Source organism: Actinomycetospora succinea (assembly GCF_004363095.1).
Classification (GTDB): Bacteria; Actinomycetota; Actinomycetes; order Mycobacteriales; family Pseudonocardiaceae; genus Actinomycetospora; species Actinomycetospora succinea.
In genome coordinates this window covers 15,565-35,123 of the sequence record NZ_SNYO01000009.1, presented here as the reverse complement: position 1 = coordinate 35,123, position 19,559 = coordinate 15,565, and the positions used below count along the sequence as shown (strand labels likewise).

The 19,559-nt window shown below is 75.3% G+C and carries 18 protein-coding genes; 9 read left to right on the top strand and 9 right to left on the bottom strand.

All coding sequences use genetic code 11. The features are described from left to right. Positions 1-151: 151 nt before the first annotated feature. Both EV188_RS24235 and EV188_RS24230 read left to right on the top strand, forming a co-directional pair. Complete coding sequence (locus tag EV188_RS24235; protein WP_166660045.1) at positions 152-1,042, top strand: helix-turn-helix domain-containing protein; 891 nt, start codon at positions 152-154, stop codon at positions 1,040-1,042. 100 nt (positions 1,043-1,142) lie between these two features. Further along, positions 1,143-2,369: an acyl-CoA dehydrogenase family protein gene (locus EV188_RS24230; RefSeq protein ID WP_133828898.1), complete on the top strand. Its 1,227-nt coding sequence runs from the start codon at positions 1,143-1,145 to the stop codon at positions 2,367-2,369. Between the two features lies 1 nt (position 2,370). On the opposite strand, the gene EV188_RS24225 is transcribed toward EV188_RS24230, so the two are convergent. From EV188_RS24225 to EV188_RS24215, 3 genes are all read right to left on the bottom strand, one after another. Then, positions 2,371-2,778: a DUF6069 family protein gene (locus tag EV188_RS24225; protein ID WP_133828897.1), complete on the bottom strand. Its 408-nt coding sequence runs from the start codon at positions 2,776-2,778 to the stop codon at positions 2,371-2,373. Positions 2,779-2,845: 67 nt separating this feature from the next. Then, the gene (denD, locus tag EV188_RS24220; RefSeq protein WP_133828896.1) at positions 2,846-3,805 is read right to left on the bottom strand and encodes a D-erythronate dehydrogenase; all 960 of its coding nucleotides are present in this window, start codon (positions 3,803-3,805) and stop codon (positions 2,846-2,848) included. Continuing rightward, a complete protein-coding gene (locus EV188_RS24215; protein ID WP_133828895.1) occupies positions 3,796-5,151 on the bottom strand; it encodes a four-carbon acid sugar kinase family protein in 1,356 nt (451 codons plus the stop codon). The genes denD and EV188_RS24215 overlap by 10 nt, the downstream gene beginning before the upstream one ends. Positions 5,152-5,185: 34 nt before the next feature. Between EV188_RS24215 and EV188_RS24210 the strand changes: the two genes are divergently transcribed. The 5 genes from EV188_RS24210 (at position 5,186) to EV188_RS24190 (ending at position 11,222) form a co-directional block, all read left to right on the top strand. After that, on the top strand, positions 5,186-5,914 hold the full coding sequence (locus EV188_RS24210) for a class I SAM-dependent methyltransferase (RefSeq protein ID WP_133828894.1): 729 nt from the start codon (positions 5,186-5,188) through the stop codon (positions 5,912-5,914). 140 nt (positions 5,915-6,054) lie between these two features. After that, positions 6,055-7,212, top strand: coding sequence for a hypothetical protein (locus tag EV188_RS24205; protein ID WP_133828893.1), 1,158 nt, complete (start codon positions 6,055-6,057; stop codon positions 7,210-7,212). Between the two features lie 157 nt (positions 7,213-7,369). After that, positions 7,370-8,569 carry a L,D-transpeptidase gene (locus EV188_RS24200; RefSeq protein ID WP_243741965.1) on the top strand — a complete coding sequence of 400 codons (1,200 nt, stop codon included), beginning with the start codon at positions 7,370-7,372 and terminating at the stop codon, positions 8,567-8,569. Positions 8,570-8,572: 3 nt separating this feature from the next. Continuing rightward, positions 8,573-10,981 (top strand): PEP/pyruvate-binding domain-containing protein, encoded by a 2,409-nt coding sequence (locus EV188_RS24195; RefSeq protein ID WP_133828892.1) that lies wholly within the window; start codon positions 8,573-8,575, stop codon positions 10,979-10,981. Positions 10,982-11,009: 28 nt separating this feature from the next. Continuing rightward, the gene (locus tag EV188_RS24190) at positions 11,010-11,222 is read left to right on the top strand and encodes a hypothetical protein (protein ID WP_133828891.1); all 213 of its coding nucleotides are present in this window, start codon (positions 11,010-11,012) and stop codon (positions 11,220-11,222) included. On the opposite strand, the gene EV188_RS24185 is transcribed toward EV188_RS24190, so the two are convergent. The 3 genes from EV188_RS24185 to EV188_RS24175 form a co-directional block, all read right to left on the bottom strand. Then, the gene (locus EV188_RS24185) at positions 11,209-12,696 is read right to left on the bottom strand and encodes a serine hydrolase domain-containing protein (RefSeq protein ID WP_133828890.1); all 1,488 of its coding nucleotides are present in this window, start codon (positions 12,694-12,696) and stop codon (positions 11,209-11,211) included. The two genes, EV188_RS24190 and EV188_RS24185, sit on opposite strands and share 14 nt — an antisense overlap. Before the next feature lie 46 nt (positions 12,697-12,742). Beyond that, the gene (locus EV188_RS24180) at positions 12,743-14,929 is read right to left on the bottom strand and encodes a DUF222 domain-containing protein (protein ID WP_133828889.1); all 2,187 of its coding nucleotides are present in this window, start codon (positions 14,927-14,929) and stop codon (positions 12,743-12,745) included. A gap of 84 nt (positions 14,930-15,013) precedes the next feature. Next, positions 15,014-15,595, bottom strand: coding sequence for a hypothetical protein (locus EV188_RS24175; protein WP_133828888.1), 582 nt, complete (start codon positions 15,593-15,595; stop codon positions 15,014-15,016). 112 nt (positions 15,596-15,707) lie between these two features. Between EV188_RS24175 and EV188_RS24170 the strand changes: the two genes are divergently transcribed. Then, on the top strand, positions 15,708-16,640 hold the full coding sequence (locus tag EV188_RS24170) for a PLP-dependent cysteine synthase family protein (RefSeq protein WP_133828887.1): 933 nt from the start codon (positions 15,708-15,710) through the stop codon (positions 16,638-16,640). A 3-nt stretch (positions 16,641-16,643) separates the two neighbouring features. Here the strand turns inward: EV188_RS24170 and EV188_RS24165 are convergent, their stop codons facing one another. The 3 genes from EV188_RS24165 to EV188_RS24160 all read right to left on the bottom strand — a co-directional run bounded on the left by EV188_RS24165 (position 16,644) and on the right by EV188_RS24160 (position 17,894). Further along, positions 16,644-17,303: a hypothetical protein gene (locus EV188_RS24165; protein WP_133828886.1), complete on the bottom strand. Its 660-nt coding sequence runs from the start codon at positions 17,301-17,303 to the stop codon at positions 16,644-16,646. Next, on the bottom strand, positions 17,300-17,452 hold the full coding sequence (locus EV188_RS31900) for a hypothetical protein (protein WP_166660044.1): 153 nt from the start codon (positions 17,450-17,452) through the stop codon (positions 17,300-17,302). The genes EV188_RS24165 and EV188_RS31900 overlap by 4 nt, the downstream gene beginning before the upstream one ends. A gap of 94 nt (positions 17,453-17,546) precedes the next feature. Then, positions 17,547-17,894, bottom strand: coding sequence for a VOC family protein (locus EV188_RS24160; protein ID WP_133828885.1), 348 nt, complete (start codon positions 17,892-17,894; stop codon positions 17,547-17,549). Positions 17,895-18,028: 134 nt separating this feature from the next. Between EV188_RS24160 and EV188_RS24155 the strand changes: the two genes are divergently transcribed. After that, the gene (locus tag EV188_RS24155; protein WP_133828884.1) at positions 18,029-19,543 is read left to right on the top strand and encodes an FAD-dependent monooxygenase; all 1,515 of its coding nucleotides are present in this window, start codon (positions 18,029-18,031) and stop codon (positions 19,541-19,543) included. Positions 19,544-19,559: the final 16 nt, after the last annotated feature.

Below are 19,559 nucleotides of genomic sequence, written 5' to 3'. Positions count from 1 at the left end.
CTCAGCAGGAGATTGACCAGGAGCACTTTGCTCCTGTGATGAACTCGTGTCTCCTGACAGGAGACAGGCGGGGCGTGACGTCCGTGTGACGCCGGCGTTGCGTTCCCGACCCGGCGATGCCGGGCCAGGATGAGGCCCGGAGGTGGTCGACGTGGCGGTCTGGGACATCGCCGAGCTGCCCGCCCGCGAGCAGTTCGGCTACTGGCGCGAGGTCATCTGCGAGGCCTTCGTCCCGCTGACGCCGCACCGGACCACCGACCTGCGCGGGTTCGCGGCCACCGTCGAGACGAAGCCGCTGGCGGCGCTGAACCGGGCGCGCATCGCCGCCCAGGCCCAGCGCACCGACCACGGTCCCCGCGAGGTGGCCCGGACGGCGGGGGAGTACTTCTTCGTCAACCTGCAGCTCGCCGGCCGCTGCGTCACCACCGTCGGTGACCGCACCAGCGTCGTGCGGCCCGGCGAGTTCGTCGTCGTCGACACCACCGAGCCCTACTTCTTCCGCTTCGACCGGGCGTGGCGGATGGTCTCGTTCCGCGTCCCGCACGACGCCCTCGGCGGGCGGCGCCCCGAGCTCGGCAGGCCGGTGGCCGCGACCGGCGCGGGGGCCGCGGTGACCGCGCTGATGTCGGCGCTGTGGACCGTGGACGCGGACGCGCCCGGGGCGGTGGCGCTGGCCGACTCGTTCGCGGCGGCGGTGGCGGGGGCGACGGCCGCTCCTGCCCCGGACGGCGTGAGCCGCGACGCCGTCCTCGCGTACGTCGACCGCCACCTCGGCGACCGCGACCTGACCGTCCACGGCGTGTGCCGACGGTTCGCGATCTCGCCGCGGACGCTGCACAACCTGTTCGCCGGCGCCGACGAGTCGTTCGCGGCCGCCGTCCGGGGCCGGCGCCTCGAGCGGTGCGCGTCCCTGCTGGCCGACCCGGCGACGACCGCGACGGTGACCGCCGTGGCCGCCGCGCACGGCTTCGACGACCCGACGTCGTTCAGCCGGGCGTTCCGCCGGCGCTTCGGGGTGTCGCCGCGGGAGATGCGGCCCTAGTACCGGCGTGCACGAACGGCACGGTCGGCGTGCACGGACGGCCGAGACGGGCGCGCTGCGCAGGGCCAGGCTCGACGGACCCGCACCCGGAGGAGTCGTCGTGGCCGTGTCGTTCCTGCTGAGCCCGGAGCAAGAGCAGCTCAAGGCCGCCGCGCGCGGCTTCGCGGAGGAGCACCTGGGCGACCTCGCCGCGGCGGTGCGCGCCGAGCCCGACCCGCTGACCCGCGCGCTGCTCGCCCGGCCGGTGTTCGAGAAGGCCGTCGGCCAGGGCTTCCTCAAGGGCCTGATCCCGGCCCCGGTCGGCGGCGCGGCGTCGAGCGGGGTGGACGCGGCGATCTTCATCGAGGAGTGGGCGGCGAAGAGCCCCGACTTCGTGATCTCGATGGCCGGCCCGCTCATCGCGCTCGCGCCGGTCTACGAGGCCGGGACGCCGGAGCAGGTGGCGCGCTTCGTCGCGCCGTTCCTCGCCGACTCCGGGGCGCCGGTGGCCGCCATGGCCTACAGCGAGCCCGAGGGCAGCGCCAACTTCCACACCCCGACCGGCACCCGCACCACCGCCGTGCCCGACGGCGACCACTACGTCATCAACGGGCGGAAGGCGTGGGCGTCGCACCTGTCGGGGTGGGACGGCGACGGCCCGGACCTCATGACGATCGTCTGCCGGGCGCCGGGTGGCGTCTCGCTGCTCGTCGCCGAGCGCGAGCACCTGGCCGGCCGGATCGAGGTCGAGGAGCACTACGACCTCCCCGGCCTGCGCGGCTGCCTGACCTCGCGGGTCCGGCTGCACGACGTCCGGGTGCCGCGGGCCAACCTGCTCGGCGCCGAGGGGCAGGGGGTCGCGCTGACCCGCAACGCGTTCTTCCCGAGCGGGGCGTCGATCGGCATCTTCGCGGTGGCCGCGATGCGCGAGGCCTTCGACATCGCCTACCGGTTCGCCACCACCGAGACCCGCGGCGGCCCGGTGCCGATCATCGAGCACCAGGCGGTGTCCGACGTCCTCGCCGACGCCAAGGGCCGGATCGAGGCGGTGCGCCTGCTCGCCTGGCGGGCGCTGGACGCCGTGATGGCGCAGCACCCGAGCGCCCCGGAGCTCGCGCTGCACGCGAAGGTCGTCGGGTCCGAGACCGGCGTCGACGTGGTCAACGACCTCGTGAAGCTCGTCGGGGTCACGGCCTACGACGCGAACTTCCCGATCGTCGGGCACCTGCACGAGGCGCTGGCCTACCCGGTGATCGAGGGCAGCAACATCGGCGTCCGGCGCCGCCAGCTGCAGGACCTGTTCCGGACGCCGGGCTGGGACCCGCTGGCGGCGTCCGGGATGGCGTGACTCAGACCGGGAGCACGCGCCGGAAGGCCGGCACCGCGACCGCCGCGACCACGACGTGCATGACCATCAGTGCGATCACCAGCAGCACCGACATCCCGAAGGTGAGCAGGTAGAGGTCGGGGACGAAGCTCAAGACCACCACGAGCGGCACGACCCAGCGCAGCACTGCGGCGGGGCGTGGCGCGAACCGCCGGATCAGGACCCAGCCGACGAGGCCGACGAGCACGCCGATCACGCTGTAGGTGATCGCGGTGGTCGGGTTGTAGCCGGTGCCCTCGATGACGCCGACCAGCAGGCCGATCAGCGTGTTGACGACCGCCGCCACGACGGCCGCGATCACGACCGACAGCGCGATCCGGGCGGGCGGCGCGGCGGGCGGGACGGTGCGCGCGCTGACGGTGCTGCTCATGACACCCCTCGTGAACGATCCGTGGCGTTCTGTCCGGATCGACCTTAGGGCAGCCTTGCCTGCATCGTCAGGTGCGGTCGCGGTAGCTCGTGATCACGTCGTCGTAGGAGTCGTCGGCGCGCAGGCCGAGCGCGTGGGCGCGCGGGGTCGTGAAGCTCGGGGGCCAGCTGCCGACGATCGCGACGACCGCGGGGTCCTCGACCCAGTCGACGAGGTCGCTGGTGCCCGCGCCGGCGACGCGGTCGAGCGCGGCCGTCATCTCGCGAGGGGTCGTGGTGAGGGCCGGCAGGTTCATCGCGGTGCGGCTGCCCCAGGTGGCGTCGTCGACCTCGGCGGCCCGGAGGATGCCCTCGAGGGTCCGGTCGGGCGAGGACAGCGCGACGGGCATGTCCGGCGGCGCCGGGCAGACGGCGCGCTCGCCGGCGAGGGGCTCGCGGACGATGCTCGACAGGAAGCTCGAGGCCGCGGCGTTGGGGCGCCCGGGGCGCACCGACACCGTCATCAACCGCACCGAGCGCCCGCGGACGAAGCCCTTGCGGGTGTAGTCGGCGACGAGCTGCTCGCCGACGAACTTCTGGATGCCGTAGCTCGACTGCGGGCGGGGGAGCGTGTCGTCGTCGACCGGGCCGACGGGGCCGATCGCCGGATCGCTGCCGAACACCGCGAGGGAGCTGGTGAAGACGAGCACCGGCGGCATGGCGTGGCCGCGGGCGTACTCGAGGACGGCGCGGGTGCCGTCGAGGTTGGTGTGCATGCCGGCGTCGAAGTCGGCCTCGGCCGCGCCGCTGACGACGCCCGCGAGGTGGAAGACCGCGTCGGCCTCGTCGCCGAGGGTCCGGCTCAGCTCTCCCTCCACGTGCTCGACGCGCGGGTCGGCGGCGACGTCGTCAGCAGGGGCGACGAGGTCGACCACGGTCAGCCGGCTGACCTCGGCCGTCGTCCCGCCGATCCCCACGGGCCCGGCGAGCAGCCGGCGGCACAGCAGCGTCCCGAGGAAACCGGCACCGCCGGTGACGATCACGCGCATGCGGCGGCCTCCAGGCGGTCGACGACGTCGGCCAGGGCGTCGTCGCCGCCGACGTTCCCGGCGAACACCACGAGCGGCGGCCCGCTCGTCGGTGCCCAGAGCGACACGATCCCCGGCAGCAGCGAGCCGCGCACCCAGGCGCGGTCGGCGCGCAGCGACACGGTGGCGACGTCGGACGACGTGATGCCGCCCTTGGCGAGGACGTAGGCGGGCGGATCGGCGGCGACGACCCGGGCGGTGACGCCGGTGAGCGCGGCGCTGACCCGCCGCGCGATCTCGAGGCTCTCGGCCTCGTCGCGGCCGGTCACGAGGGTGCGGGAGGTGGCGAGGACGGTGGTGCTCGTGCCCAGGCGCTCGAGGACCTGGCTCGCCACGTGCTCCAGGTGCCCGTCGTCCCCGTCGAGCACCCGCGGGACGTCGATCTCGACGCGGGCGAGGTCGCGGCGGGCGGCGAGGTGCTCGAGCTGGCGACTGGTCCGGCCGACGTGGGAGCCGACGACGACGAGCCCGTGACCTCGCCCGACGGCGCCGCGCAGCTCGTCGTCGGCGATCGGCGGCTGCTCGGGCTGGCTGACGCGGGCGCGCACGAAGGAGGGGCCGACGCGGTAGACGTACCGGGCGCCGTCCCGCTCGGCGGCGAGGATCGCGAGGACGGCGGCGCGCAGGTCGTCGTCGACGAGGGCGTCGAGGACGACGACCTGCGCTCGCGGGAGGGTGGGCGGCCCGGCCCGGAGGTCGTCGAGGCGCACCTCGGCGACGTCGGTGACCGCGCCGCCGCTCTTCTCGGCGACCCAGTCGGCGAGCCGGGAGGAGCGGTAGCCGAAGGTGGCGTCGGCGGCGAACTCGCTCTCGGCGACCGGGGTGAGCTCGTCGCCGTCGCGCAGCCAGTGCACGCCGTCGAGCGTGACCCGGCCGGCGTCGGTGTAGGCCGGTGCGAGGACCACGGCGTCGGGCGCGCCCGTCTCGTCGGCGATCACGTCGGTCTCGAGGGGGAAGTGGCCGCGCAGGGTGGAGTCGCTGCGGCTGGCGAAGACGACCTCCACGCCGGCTCGCCGGGCGGCGTCGAGGCAGGTCCGCACGACTTCGCGGGTGCGCGCGGCGGCGTCGTCGGGGCCGAGGCTGCGGGTGTTGGTGAGGACGAAGAACGCCGGCGTGCCTTGCGCGAGCGCCCAGTCGACGTCGTCGGCGGACCAGCGCGTGAGCACCGGGAGGTCGCGGATCGTCTGTGTGCCGGTGGGGTCGTCGTCGAGGACCACGACCGTCGGCGTCCCGGCCAGCGCGTCCGCGACCTGCTCGGCGGGCACGGCCCGGACCGGCGGCAGCTCCGCGAGCCGTCCTCGTCCCATCGCGCCATGCTCTCAGCTCGTAGGCTCGTCACCCGTGTCCGATCTCCGCGACGCCTGGGAGGGCGAGGCCGAGCGCTGGATCGCGTGGGCGCGGCGCCCCGGCCACGACAGCTACGACGAGTGGCACCGGGAGGCGTTCCTGCCGCTGCTGCCCGCCCCGGGACGCCGGACCGTGGACGTCGGCTGCGGCGAGGGGCGGCTCTCCCGGACGCTCCGCGCCGCCGGGCACTGTGTCGTCGGCGTCGACGGCTCCCCGACCCTGCTGGCGGCGGCCCGCGGGAGCGACCCGTCGGTGCCCGTGCTGCTCGCGGACGCGGCGGCCCTCCCGCTGGCCGACGACGTCGCGGACCTCGCCGTCGCGTTCATGGTCCTGCACGACCTCGACGACCTGCCCGGCGCCGTCGACGAGATCGCCCGCGTCCTGGTCCCCGGCGGCCTGCTCTGCGCGGCCGTCGTGCACCCGATCAACTCGGCGGGCGGGTTCGTGTCGCGCGAGGCCGGGAGCCCCTACGTCATCGAGGGCTCGTACTTCGCGGGGCGCCGGTACGCCGACCGGATCGAGCGCGACGGTCTGGAGATCACCTTCCACTCGTTCCACCACCCGCTCGAGGACTACACGCGCGCGCTCGAGCGCAGCGGCTTCGTCGTCGAGGCGCTCCGGGAGCCCGTCGCCCCCGCCGCGGCGGTGCGCGACGACAGCCACCGCCGCTGGCAGCGGCTACCGGTGTTCCTGCACCTGCGCGCCCGGCTCGACCGGGAGTAGGGCCAGGGCATCCGCGCCGTCGATGTGGGCGGCGGTGCCCGCCGAGGTGGGTGGTCGTCGCCGATGTCGGCGACGTGGGCCGGGACGGATTCTCGGGCTCGATCAGTCGAGCACCACGAGACGTCCGGGAAGGACCCGCCATGACCACGCAGATCGACACCACCACCCACGACACCGACACGCCCCCTGGGCTCGACACCGGGAAGCCGCGCCGACGCCGGCTCGTGAGCTGGACAGCGGCGGCGGTGCTGGCCGCCGGGCTCGCGGGCGGCACCCTCGCGGTCGCCGACCCGTTCGCGGCGCCGACGCTCGACTCGGTCGGCCGGGTCGACGGCTCGGCCGCGCTGATCGCGGTGGTGGCCCAGGACGACCAGGTCGTCGCCTACGTCTGTGATGGCCCGGCAGGGCTGGGGGAACGGTTCGCCGGGCCCGCCGACGGTGATCACGCCGAGCTGCGCTCACCGCGCGGGGCGACGCTGCGCGTCGACCTGCGCGACGGGGCGTCGCAGGGCACCTTCACCGCGGCCGGCGGGGTACCGCAGCACTTCGCGACCGTGCCGGCGACGGGCACAGCAGGCTGGTACGCCGCGCAGGGCCCGACCGGCGGCGGGTACACCGCGGGGTGGGTGGAGCTGGGCGACGGCACGCAGACCGGCACCCTGCGCCGTACCGGGGGCTCGGACGGCACCTCGGAGAGCGCCCCGCGCGCGGCCCGAGAGCAGCAGGGATCGGCCGACCGGAACGGCGAGGAGCGGGCCGGGCGCGAGGGATCCAGCTCCCGCGCCGCAGCGCGCGGACAGGGCGACCACCGTGCCGCGGGTCGCGGCGGCGGTCGTGGCGAGGATGCGCCGCGGCTCCACCACCGCCCGGCCCACCGGCCCGCGAACGGCAACCCGGGGGTCGTCCGTCCCGGGCCACGGCCGGGGGAGGGCGGCGGCCTCGTCCAGGGGCCCGGTGCGGACGGGATCGCCGGTCAGCGGGACCCGGGCCGCGGGCAGCCCGGCTCGCTGCCGGGCAACGGCAACCCGGGCGTCGTCCCTCCGCAGCAGCCGTCGCCGGACGGATCGCTTCTCGCGGAGCCGGAGCAGCGCGGCCCGGGCGTCGTGAAGGAGCCGGCACCCGGCGGAGCAGGGCCCGCCGAGGACCCCTGCCCCCGCTGCCACGCGGGCGACTTCCAGCACCCGGAACTCGCCCCGCTGTCCACCCTGGACAGCGGTGACACGACGGAGATCGCCGGCATCGGGGTGGTCACCGCCGAGCGGGTCGACACGCAGGACATCGCCCGCCTCCCACGGTGACGGAGCACCACGGGCCCCGGTCGTCGACGAGTTCGTCGGTGGCTGGGGCCCTCGTGCGCGCCGCCGCCATCCGCTTCGCCCGGTTGCGGCACGGACACGAGGAATGCCGTCGGCCCGACGTCCTCGACGTCGCCACCGGCGGTCGTACGTTGGGACCGTGGTGTGGGCGCGGGTGTTCGTGACCGTGATGGTGGTGCTCGCGGTCGGGTTGCTGGCGTGCGCGGGGGCTGCCGTCGTCGGCACGTTCTCGGGACGGGCGCCGGTGTCGGACGAGGCGTCGGGGCCGCCCCCGACGCCCGCGGCCGTGGTGTCCGCGTCGCCCGCGCCGGGAGCGGGCGACGTCGCGCCCGACCGGGCCCCGAGCCTGACCGTCGAGCACGGCCGGATCGGCACCGTGGCGCTCGTCGGGTCGGACGGCACCGCGGTGGCGGGCAGCGTGAGCCCGGACGGGCACCGGTGGATGGCGTCCGGCGCCCTGGCCTACGGCGAGACGTACACGTGGTCGGGGAACGTCGACGCGGACGCGGGCGGAGCACAGCCGATCACCGGCGCGTTCACGACCGTGACCCCGGAGCGCACGGTCGGCGCGCACGTCAACGTCGGGGACGGCGACGTCGTGGGCGTCGGTGCGCCGATCATCGTGCAGTTCGACCACCACGTCACCGACAAGGCCGCCGCCGAGCGGGCGATGCAGGTGCGGACCTCGGTGCCCACCGTCGGGGCGTGGGCCTGGCTCGACGACGACAACGGCGGTTCGCGGGCCCACTGGCGCCCGAAGGACTACTGGCAGCCCGGCACCCAGGTGTCGGTGGCGATCCACCAGTTCGGCGTCGACGACGGCGACGGCGTGTGGGGTCGCGCCGACGTGACCAGCCAGTTCTCGATCGGGCGCTCACAGGTCGTCCGGGCCGACGTCGACAGCCACGAGATGGTCGTGGTGCGCGACGGGCAGGTGGTCATGACTGTCCCGGCGAGCTACGGGCTCGGCTCCGACCCGAACCGCAACACCACCAACGGCATCCACGTCGTCATGAGCAAGGCCGAGACCGTGCTGATGTCGAACCCCGAGTACGGCTACGAGAACGTGCCCGAGCACTGGGCCGTGCGCATCGAGAACAACGGCGAGTTCATCCACGCCAACCCGGACACCACCGGCGAGCAGGGCTCCACGAACGTCACCCACGGCTGCGTGAACCTCTCGACCGCCGACGCGCACGCCTACTTCGACACGGCGATCTTCGGCGACCCGGTCGAGGTCACCAACAGCCCGATCCCGTTGACCGCGGCCGACGGCGACATCTCCGACTGGACGGTGCCGTGGGACCAGTGGGTCGCGCAGTCCGCGCTGCGGTCGTGACCTGTGCGGTTCGTGCGGGGGTTCGCGGAGGTCGGTGCGGCTGACGTCGCGCTCGTCGGTGGCAAGGGGGCGAACCTCGGGGAGCTGGTGCGGGCCGGGCTACCGGTGCCGGACGGGGTGGTGCTGACGACCGAGGCGTACGCGGTGGCGGCGGCCGGGATCGACGTGGGCTCGCCGGGGGTCCAGGAGGCGTTCCTCGGGCTCGCCGTCCCGTCCGAGGTGGCGGCGGAGGTCCGGGCGGCCTACGCCGGGCTCGGCTGGGGACCGGTCGCGGTGCGCTCGTCGGCGACCGCCGAGGACCTCGCCGACGCGAGCTTCGCCGGGCAGCAGGAGACGTTCCTCGACGTCCGCGGCGAGGAGGCGGTGCTCGACGCCGTCGTGCGGTGCTGGGCGTCGCTGTGGACCGCGCGGGCGATCGACTACCGCGCCCGGCAGGGCATCGCGCGCACCGACGTGCGGCTGGCCGTGGTGATCCAGCGGATGGTGGCGGCCGACGCGTCCGGCGTCCTGTTCACCGCGGACCCGACGACGGGGCGCCGCGACCGGATCGTCGTCAGCGCCGCGTGGGGTCTGGGCGAGTCGGTCGTGGGCGGGCTCGCGGCGACCGACGAGCTCGTCGTGGATCGGGCGACGTTCGCCGAGGTCGGCCGCACCGTGGCGGCGAAGACCGAGATGACCGTGCCGACGGGCGGGGGCACCGCGCAGGTCGCGGTGCCCGCGGATCGGCAGCGGGCGCCGGTGCTGGGCGCGGCGGAGGTGGGGGAGCTGGCGCGGCTCGGCGTGCGGGCCGAGGAGCACTTCGGCGTGCCCCAGGACGTCGAGTGGGTGCGCGTGGACGGGGCGTTCGCGCTGGTCCAGGCGCGACCGATCACCGCGCTGCCGCCGCCCACGGCCCCGCCGCCGACGACCTGGCCGCTGCCGTACCGGGGCGGCGCGTACTTCCGCGCCAGCATCGTCGAGCAGATGCCGAGCCCGCTCACGCCGCTGTTCGCGGACCTGATCGACCCGGCGGTGACCGGCTCGATCGGCGGGCTGTTCGCCTCGATGCTCGGTCGCCCGGTGCCTGCCGGCGACATCGCCTTCCCGACGATCAACGGCTACGCCTACTACTTCTACCGGACCCGGGGCCTGCTCTGGATGACCGTGCGGCTGCCCTGGGCGCTGCGCAGCCTGAACCGGCCGGAGACCCGCGGCGGGGTGCGCGGGTGGCGCGAGCGGGCGCACCCGGGGTACGTAGCGGTCGTCGACGTCTGGAAGGCGAAGGACCTCGCGGCGCTGTCGTCGGAGGAGCTGCTCGACGGCGTGGTCACCCTGCTCGCGGCGGGCGCGACCTACTACACGGCGGTGCAGTCGGTGATCCCGCTGGCGGCGACGGCGGAGATCGGCTTCACCGCGTTCTACGACCGGGTGGTGAAGCGCGCCGGCGACCCCGCCGCGCACGTCCTGCTCGTCGGGGAGGACAGCGAGCCGCTCCGGGCGGAGCGGTCGCTGTACGCGCTGGCTCGTCTCGCGCGCTCGGCCGGCACGGAGTCCTCGGCGTGGCGGCGGGGGTTCGCCGAGCACCTCGAGCGCTTCGGGCACACCGTCTTCGACCTGGACTTCGCCGAGCCCACGCCCGCCGACGATCCGAGCACGCTGCTCGACACGATCCGCTTCATGATGTCCGAGGCGGGGGTGGACCCGGAGGTCCGCCGCTCCCGGTTGCGGGCGGAGCGCGATACCCGGACCGAGGAGCTGCGGGCGCGGCTCGACCCGGTCCGGCGCCGGATCTTCGACGCGCTGCTGGCGCGGGCGCGGCGGCTGGGCCCGGTGCGGGAGGACGCGCTCGCCGACATGGGGCTGGCGTGGCCGCTGATGCGGCGGATGCTGCGGGAGCTGAGCTCGCGGCTCTCGGTCGACGTCTTCTGGCTGACCGAGTCCGAGCTGCGCGCGCGACTGCGCGGGGAGCCGGTGCACCCGCCGATCGCGGAGCGCCAGGCCCTGCGGCGCGGGCGGGCGCTGGTGTCGCCGCCGCAGATGCTGCCCGAGGTGACGTGGCTCCGGACGGTGTTCGGCCGTTTCATGCCGGGGGCGGAGACGCCGGCGGGAGAGCAGCTGACGGGGGTGCCGGGTTCGACCGGGTCGGTGACCGCGACCGCGCGGGTGCTGCGCGGGCCGGAGGACTTCGCGGCGATGCAGCCGGGCGAGGTGCTGGTGGCGCGGATGACCACGCCGGCCTGGACGCCCCTGTTCGCGCGGGCGGCGGCCGTGGTCACCGACATCGGGGGCCCGCTGAGCCACAGCTCGATCGTCGCCCGGGAGTACGGCATCCCCGCGGTCCTCGGCACCGGGTCGGCGACCGACCGGATCCGGACCGGCGACCGCGTCCACGTGGACGGCGACGCGGGCACGGTGAGCGTGGTCGATCCGTAGGCTCGGGGTGGCGTCGTCGGGGGTGGCCATGGCACAGACCCAGAGCAGGGGACGGGGCAGCGAGCCGGAGGACGAGGTGCCCCCGGTGCCGCAGCGCCCGGCGCCGCGCGTCCCCGAGCACGAGGTGCCCGAGCTCGGCGAGGACGAGGTCCCCGACGTCGCGAGCGACGAGGTGCCGGAGACGCCGGCGACCCCGACGGTGGCGGGGGAGCGGCCGGTGGAGGCCGTCAGCGACGAGTGATCCGCCGGGTCCCAAGGCGTGCGGCGGTGAGCGCCGTGCCCGTGGCCGCGGCGAGGACGAGCAGGATCACCACGTCGGGCATGGCGAGGGCGAGCTGCTGGGCGGTGAACACCCTGCCCGTAGCGGCCGCGACCAGGGGGCTCAGCGTCGCCAGGACGGCGACGGGGAGCAGGAGCCAGGCGATGATCGGTGGGTCGGTCCAGCGGCCCGGAGGTCCGGAGCGGGTGAGCGCGCGGGCCCGTGTGGCGACGATCAGGACGCACAGGGTGCCGATCACCGCGGACGTGAGTCCGGTGGAGCGGGGCGGCGTGGGGTCGCGGGTGCCGGTGAGGAGTGCGGCGAGCCCCGTGGCGACGCCGGCGGTGTCCGCGAGCGCGCTGTTGCCGTCGTAGAGCAGGGCGAACGCGTAGCCGCTGTCGGGGAGCAGGACCTGGGTGGCGGAGAAGGTCGAGAGCACGCCTGTGTGCTCGAGGCGCCGGGGTGTCTCGTCCCGGAGCTGCCAGCCCATGGCGTAGGTGCTCCCCGGCGGTGGGGTCTGCAGGAGGGCCGTGGCCCCCGGCGGGAGGACCGGCCCGGCGCCGGTGCTCTGGGCGATCAACCAGCGGGCCATGTCGCGGGAGGTCGAGACCACGCCGCCCGAGCCCGCGAGCAGGCCTCGGAGCTCGGGGCGGGCGACGGGGCGATCGAACACGAGGACGTGGCCGTCGGGGAGGTCGGGCGCGGCGGCCCCGGTGGCGGCGGCGTCGGTCCTCGTCATCGCGAGGGGCCCGAACACCTGCTGTTCGAGGTAAGCCGCCCAGGGCACGCCGGTGACGTCCTCGATCAGCAGGGCGAGGACCTGGTAGTTCGGGTCGGTGTAGTGGAACGCCGCGCCGGGCTGGTCGGCCGGGGTCGCGGTCCGGAGGCTCGCCACCCTGCGCCGGAGGTCCTCCTCGTCGTCGGTGACGGCGGGGAAGTCGGTGTCGGCGATGCCGCTGGTCTGGTTCAGGAGGTGGCGCACGGTGATGCGCGCCGAGACGGCGGGGTCGGCGAGGGTGAACTCCGGGAGGTAGCGCCGGACCGGGGCATCGAGGTCGACGCGTCCCGCGGCCGCGAGCTGGAGGACCGCGGTGGCGGTGAAGGTCTTGGTGAGCGAGGCGACGCGGACGCGGGTGTCCGGGGTGACGGGTGCCCCGCGGCTGTCGGTGCCGAAGCCGGCGAGGTGCACGACCTCGGTGCCGCGGGTGATCGCGACCGACATGCCGGGCAGGCCGAGCCTCGCCAGCGCATCGGCGAGGTAGCGGTCGATGGCGGCGGGGTCGGCGGCGGGGTCGGCGGCGGGGTCGGCGGCGGGGTCGGAGGCGGGGTCGGAGGCGGGGTCGGCGGCGGGGTCGGCGGGCGGCGATGGCGCGGCCGTCGCCGGGATCGGGGTGGCGATGAGCACCGCTGCCGCGCACGCGATCGCCGCGACCAGTCTCCGGACGGTGCACGGCACGCAGACATGGTGACGTCAGAGCGACGGGCGTCGCAGGTCGTCGGCATCAGAATGGCGGCGGGTCGTTCGGGTCGTGGACGGCGGGGACGGTGGCGGCCTTGCTGCTCGTGGTGGTCATGCGCGCGTTGCCGGTGGCGGTGGCGCCGGTGGTGCGGCGCAGGAACTGGTGGCGCCATTGGGCGTCCGCGGCGGCGTCGGCCGCGTCGTCTCCGTCGTGGGGGTGGGTGCGCCAGCCGTCGTCGGGCAGGGGTCGGGGCCGGTGCGCGGGGCGGGGTTCGGGGAGCTTGTCGAGGATCTTCTTCGGGGTGGTGTGGAGTCGTTGTCCGGCGCGGGTGCGGATGGCGAAATGGCCGGGGGCGGGCTGGTGGATCTGCCAGTGGGCGTGGTGTTTGGCGCGGTGGTGGTGTGTGTCGAGCACGCCGAGGTTCCAGTGCGCCGAGGGGCCGTGGTGGGCCCAGTCGTGGGTGTGGTCGAGCTCGGCGCGGTGGGCGGGGCGGTGGCAGCAGGGGATGATGCAGCACCGGTCGCGGACCCGGGTCCAGCGTTCGGTCTCGGCGCTGGGTCGGCGGCGCAGCTGCTCGGCGAGGCTCGCGCGGGGCGGGCCGGGCGCGCCGAGCACCCCGAGCTCGGTGAGCTCGCTGAGCCGGGTGTGGAGTTCGCGCAGCAGGGCGGTCCAGGTGGGGTGGGCGTGGGGGTCGAGGGCGGCGAGCTGTGTCGTCGGAACCTGGAGTTCGACGATGGCTCGGTGTTGCTCTGGCCCCCGCGGCTGGTGGTCGCTGCGGGGGCGGGCTGGTCGTCGGCGGGCGAGCAGGACGTGCTGGAGGTGGCCGTCGGGGGTGGTGAGCACGATGCGCCATTCGCCGTGGTGGGCGGCGGTGAGCAGGGTGCGGGCGTGGTGTGCCAGGACGGTGCCGTAGCCGGGGACGGTGGCGGGGTACTGGTCGAGTCCGAGCGCGGTGGTCAGGCGTAGGCGCAGTTCGCTGGTGCCGGTGCGGACGCGTCCGGGTCCGGGGTCGGGCCCGTCGATCTCGGGCGGGAACTCCGGCACCGGCGGCTCAGCGGATAGCTCGGGGTCGGGTAGACCGGGTTCGGGTAGACCGGGCAGGTCGAGTACGCCCTGACCGGCTGACTCGCCCTCGGCGTGCTCACCAGCCTCGGCGTCGTCGCCGGCATCGGCGTCGTCACCAGCGGCGGGGCCCTCGTCGTGCGGATCTCCGTCGCCGGGTTGTCCGGCGTCGTCGGGCGTCTCGCGCCGGTCGTCGGTCGGTGCCCCGCCAGCCGGCCCGTTGTCGGGCCCGCGGTTGTCGGGTCCGTCATCGCGCGGCCCGTCGGGTCCTTCGTCGCCGGGTCCCTCGTCGTCCGGGTCGTCGCAGTCGCCGTCGTCGTCGGGCTGGTCGTCGGGTTCGGCTGGTTGGCCGGCGGCGTGGTACTCGGCGGCGAGGATGCAGATGATCTGGTGGTCGGTGAGTCCGGCGCTGGATCCGTCGAGCAGGCGGGCGGCGACCTCGCCGCGCAGGTCCCCGATCGGGAGTCGCACCCCGAGCGCGCGGACCGCGGCGGCGATCGCGTCGCAGCGGTCGCGCATCGCCAGCCCGCGCGGCGCGGTGGTGTCGCAGACCGCGAAGGTGGCGGTGCCCGACGGGTTCGCGGTCAGGGTCACCCGCAGGTTCTTCGCCGCGCGGGCTTCGCGGCGCGCGGCCCAGTCGGGGTCGATCGCGGCGGCGACCTGCTCGATGCGCCGGATCAGCTCTCCGACCGGCAACGACGGCGCCTCGGGCAGCAGTTCCTGGGTGACGTGGCGGGCGTGGTCGTCGCACAGGTCGCGGGTCCACTCGCAGAGCCGGGTGGCCTTGGGTTCGTCGAGCCAGCCGTCCCAGAGCGCCTCACCGACCGCCGGGAGGCGGGCGGCGAGGTCGTCGGCGAGGTCGAGCTTGCGGCACGCCATCGACCGCGACCACCCGAGGGCGACCGCGACCTCGTCGCCGGAGTACTCGTCGAGCACCTGGCGGCGATCGGTGCGCCCGTGCTGGGCGCGCCCGAGGTGGTGCATCGCGTCCAACAACCGCGCGGTGCCGTGGTTGGTCAGCCGGGCGCAGGCCCGCACGTAGGCGGCCAGTTCCTCGCCGGTCAACGTGTCCGGGGAGAGGTCGTCGAGGACCGCGGCCAGCTCCGGCCCCGCCGACAGGGCATCGAGGTCGGCCACCAGGCCGTCCCGCACACCCTGTTCGCTCATGTGTTCGAATCTAGCCGCGACCCCCGACAACGACGGCCCCGAGAAGACCCACCGCTACATCACAGAACGGTCACGATGCGAAGGTCAGCGCACCGACCGGCGGCCACTGCGCTCGAGCTCCGCGACGTCCTCGGCGGTCCACTCCGGCGAGCGCCCGACGGACGCGCAGTAGCTCGCCCACGTCAGGAACGGCCCGTCCGGCGCCGGCGGGCGAGCCCAGTAGGTGAGGCGCTCGTTGTACACCCACGCACCCGTCGCCGGGCCGGTGCTCTTCACCAGCAGCCGCCGGTCCGCGAGCCGGCCGAGCGTCGCGGCGAAACGCACGCTGCTCGCCGTCGCCTGACGCGGCCCCAGGATCGAGTGGCCCTGCGCCGCGACGTGCGCGAGGAAGAGGTCCGGGTACTCGCGTCGGAGCCGGTACTCGACGACGCCGTACTCCACGAAAGGCTCACCCTCGCGGACGCACCGGAGCAGCGGCTCGAGGAGCTCTTCGGTGACACCGGCGGTGCCGGTCTCGGTGGGCCGGCGGGAGCCGTCGACGGCGGTCCACGTGTGCGGCCCGGTGCCGTCGTGCGGGGCGTCGCAGACGTAGCTGACCATCTGCTCGGGCAGCCTCGACCACCGCACCTCGTCGGCCCGGAAGCACGCCGGGCAGGTCTGGATCACTGTGTGCTCCCCGTCCTCCGTCGCGCCGCCCACAGTCCCACCAGCTCATCCGGCTCTGGACCGCACCCTCGTCCCGCCGCCATCCTCGGGAGCGCCACGACGAGGAGCGCACATGGGGCACGAGGCCGTCGCGAGCTCCGTGCTCGAGGCCGTGGGGCACACGCCGCTGGTCCGCCTGCGCCGGCCGGCGCCCGGGGACGGCGCCGCGGTGCTGGTCAAGCTCGAGGGCGCCAACCCCACCGGCAGCTACAAGGACCGCATGGCGCGGGCGATCATCGACGGCGCCCGCCGCCGCGGCGAGCTCGCGCCGGGCCGCCGCGTCGTCGAGTTCACGGGCGGGAGCACGGGATCGTCCCTCGCGTTCGTCTGCGCGATCACCGGCCACCCCCTCTCGCTCGTCACGTCCGACGCGTTCTCCCCGGAGAAGCTGCGGACGATGCGCGCCTTCGGGGCCGACCTCACCGTCGTCCCGAGCGACGGCGGCCGGATCACGCCGGACCTGTTCGTGCGCATGCGCGCGGAGGTGGACCGGATCGTCGCCGACGACGGCGCGTTCTGGACCGACCAGTTCCACAACGCCGACGCGCTCGTCGGCTACGCCGAGCTGGGCCGGGAGATCCTCGCGCAGGCTCCGACGGTGGACGTCTTCTGCGCGGCGGTCGGGACGGCGGGGATGCTGGCCGGCGTCGCGGAGGTGCTCCACGGCGTGGGCGCGACGCGGGTGGTCGCGCTGGAGCCGGCGACCTCCGCGGTGCTCACGACCGGGACCGCCGGGCCGCACCGCGTGGAGGGCACCGCGACCGGGATCGTGCCGCCGCTGCTCCGTCCCGGCACGCACGACGACGCGCGCGCGGTCTCCGAGGACGCGGCCCGCGAGCTCGCGACGCGCCTCGCCCGCGAGGAGGGCGTCTTCGTGGGCACCTCGTCCGCGCTCAACGTCGCGGGCGCCCTCGAGCTGGCCCGGGAGGTGGGACCGGGTCGCACGGTCGTGACGGTCGCCGCCGACACGGGCCTGAAGTACCTGGCCGGCGACCTGTTCGGCTGACGGTCAGCGACGTCGCCATGGCCGCGCGAGCGACCGGAACCGCGAGCCCCGGTCGGCCTCGAGACGCGCCTGCTGGGCGTGCCACCGGCGCGCCCACTCCGGCATGTGCGCCGCCAGCAGCGCCTCGGTCTCGATGCTGCGGAGGAGCGTCGCCGACAACGGGTCGCCGCCGAGCTGCCGGGCCAGCGCCCGCGCCGGGAGGTCGGCGCCGTGCACCGGCACCCCGTAGCGACGGGCGAGCGCCGCCCGCTGCTCGGCGGGGATCGCCGGGCCGGTGACGAGGAAGCGCGGGTAGCCGTGCGACGCGCGCCAGCCCCGTGCCCCCTCGAGGACGTCGCCCCACAGCGCCACGACGCCGAGGACCTCGAAGTCGGACGGGCCCCACTCCAGCGTCCCCGGGTCGTGGACCGCGTAGAGCCCGCACCGGCAGCGGTCCCCGGGCGGCGCGTGGCTCGACGAGCCGCAGGTGGCGACCATCGCCCGGCGGGCAGGCCAGATCACCTGGGCGAGCGGGGCGACGAGCTCGGCGCGGCGCTGCGCACGACGTCCTACGCGCCAGGTGCGCCAGCCCAGGATCGCCTCGGGGACGTCCGGGACGCCGGCGTCGAGGGTGGCCGCCGCACCGTCGGGCCGGGCGGGCCCGGCAGGCGGCGGGTGGATCACCGCGCGGGCTCGGGCCGCGGGGTCGGGACGGTGGCGTCAGCCTGCTCGCTCTCGAGGGTCGCGGGCTCGACGGGCCACGACTCCTCGCCGGGCACGGGCGAGCTGACGGGTTCCGCGGTGAGGCGCCGACGGACGGGGCCGATGTCCATGACGGGAACGCTAGACACGCCCTCCTCGTCGCACCAGAGCGGAGCCGACCGGTTGCGGTGAGACGCGGACGACATCACCCGCTCGGCCGCATGATCAGGACCCAGCGGCCACCGGGTGCCGCGGCTCGTACATGCCCAGCCGGCCGCCGCCGGGCAGGTGGATCGCGGTCAGCAGGCCCCAGCCCTGGTCGGTGACGGGGTCGACGCCGACACCGCGGGCGCGGAGGTCGGCGGCGGTCGCCTCGACGTCGTCGCAGATCAGGTAGAGCTCGTGCTCGGGCTCGCCGTCGGTCGGGTGGACGGCGACCTCGGCGGGCGGGAGGCCGATGATCAGCCACCCGCCGCCGGCGTCGACGGTCCGCGTCCCGAGCAGGTCCTTGAGGAAGGCGCGGTCCGCCTCGGCGTCCGCGCTGTACAGGATGGCGTGCGCACCGGTGATCACGTCGGGCCTCCTCGGAGTGGGGCGACCAGTGTGCCCCCGCTGCGTGCCCGCCCGGGCACGGCGCGAAGTCGACGTTGACGATCGATCCGGACACCGCTTCGATCCTTGGTAGCTGTACCAAACAAGGAGCGGACATGAGCGCCACGAACGGTGTGCTGGTCGTCGGAGCAGGGCCGGTGGGGCTGGTGGCCGCGAGCCAGCTGGCCCGGCTCGGCGTCCCGGTGCGGCTGATCGACGTGCTCGAGGCGCCCACCGACGAGTCGCGCGCGGTCGTGATCCACGCCCGCAGCCTGGAGATGCTCGCGGCCCTGGGCGTGCGCCCGCAGCTCGAGGCCCGCGGACGCCGCGTCGACCGCTTCGAGATCGCCGACGGCCGGACGGGCGCGACCCGCGCCGCCGTCGACCTCACCGGCATCCCGTCGCGGCACCCGTCCATGCTCGACATCGCCCAGCCCGACACCGAGGCGGTGCTCGCCGAGCGTGCCGCCGAGCTCGGGGTCGTCGTGGAGCGCGGGGTCGAACTGACGGCGCTGGCCCAGGACGCGGACGGCGTCGAGGTCACCCTGCGCACGGCCGCCGAGGACGAGACGGCGCGCTTCGGCTGGGTCGTCGGCGCCGACGGGGCGCACAGCACCACCCGCCACCTCGTCGGCACCCACCTCGAGGGCGGCTTCCACGGTCAACACTTCGCGATGGCCGACGTCGAGGTCGAGACGTCGCTCGCCCCGACGACCGGGCGCATGTTCACCCACCCCGACGGCGTCGCGATGCTGTTCCCGCTGCGCGAGACCCGGGCGCGCGTGATCTTCCTGGTCGACGACCCGGGCGACGCGGCGGCGCCCACCCTCGAGCAGATCGAGGCCCTCACCGAGGAGCGGATGGCGGGCCGGGTGCGGGTGACCGGCTCCCACTGGCTGACCTACTTCGAGATCCACCACGCCCAGGTCCCGCAGTACCGCCACGGCCGCGTCCTGCTCGCCGGCGACGCCGCGCACGTCCACAGCCCCGCCGGCGCCCAGGGCATGAACACCGGCATCCAGGACGCCGCGAACCTCGCGTGGAAGCTCGCCCTCGTCGCCCGCCACGGCGCCGACCCGGGGCTGCTCGACTCCTACCAGGAGGAACGCCACCCCGTCGGCGCGGAGGTGGTCCGCGTGACGACGACGCTCACCGACGTCGGCACCGCCTCGGGGCCGCTCGCGGCGCTGCGCGACGCCGCCATGTTCGTCGTCGGCCACGTGCCGGCGCTGGGCGAGGCCGCGGCCGAGCGGCTCGCCGAGCTGACCGTCGGCTACCCCCACAGCTCCCTCTCGGTCCGGCACGGCGCGCACCGTCACGGCACCGCGAAGGCCGGCGAGCACGCCCCCGATCCCGAGGGCCTGCGGCGGGCGGACGGCACCCCGGTGGCGGTCGAGGAGCTGCTGGAGCGGCCCGGGTTCGTGCTGCTGGTCCACGGGGACGACGGCGCGCTGGGCGACGTGCTCGGCGACCTCGGCACCGTCGTCCCGCTCGACGCCGACGACGAGGGCATGGCGCTCGTCCGCCCCGACGGCTACCTCGGCCTGGTCGCCGACACCACCGACCCCGACGTCCTGCGCCGCTACCTCGCCGACGTCCTGCGTGTGCCGGCGGCGGTGACCGCGATCTGACGGGACGTGGTCCGTC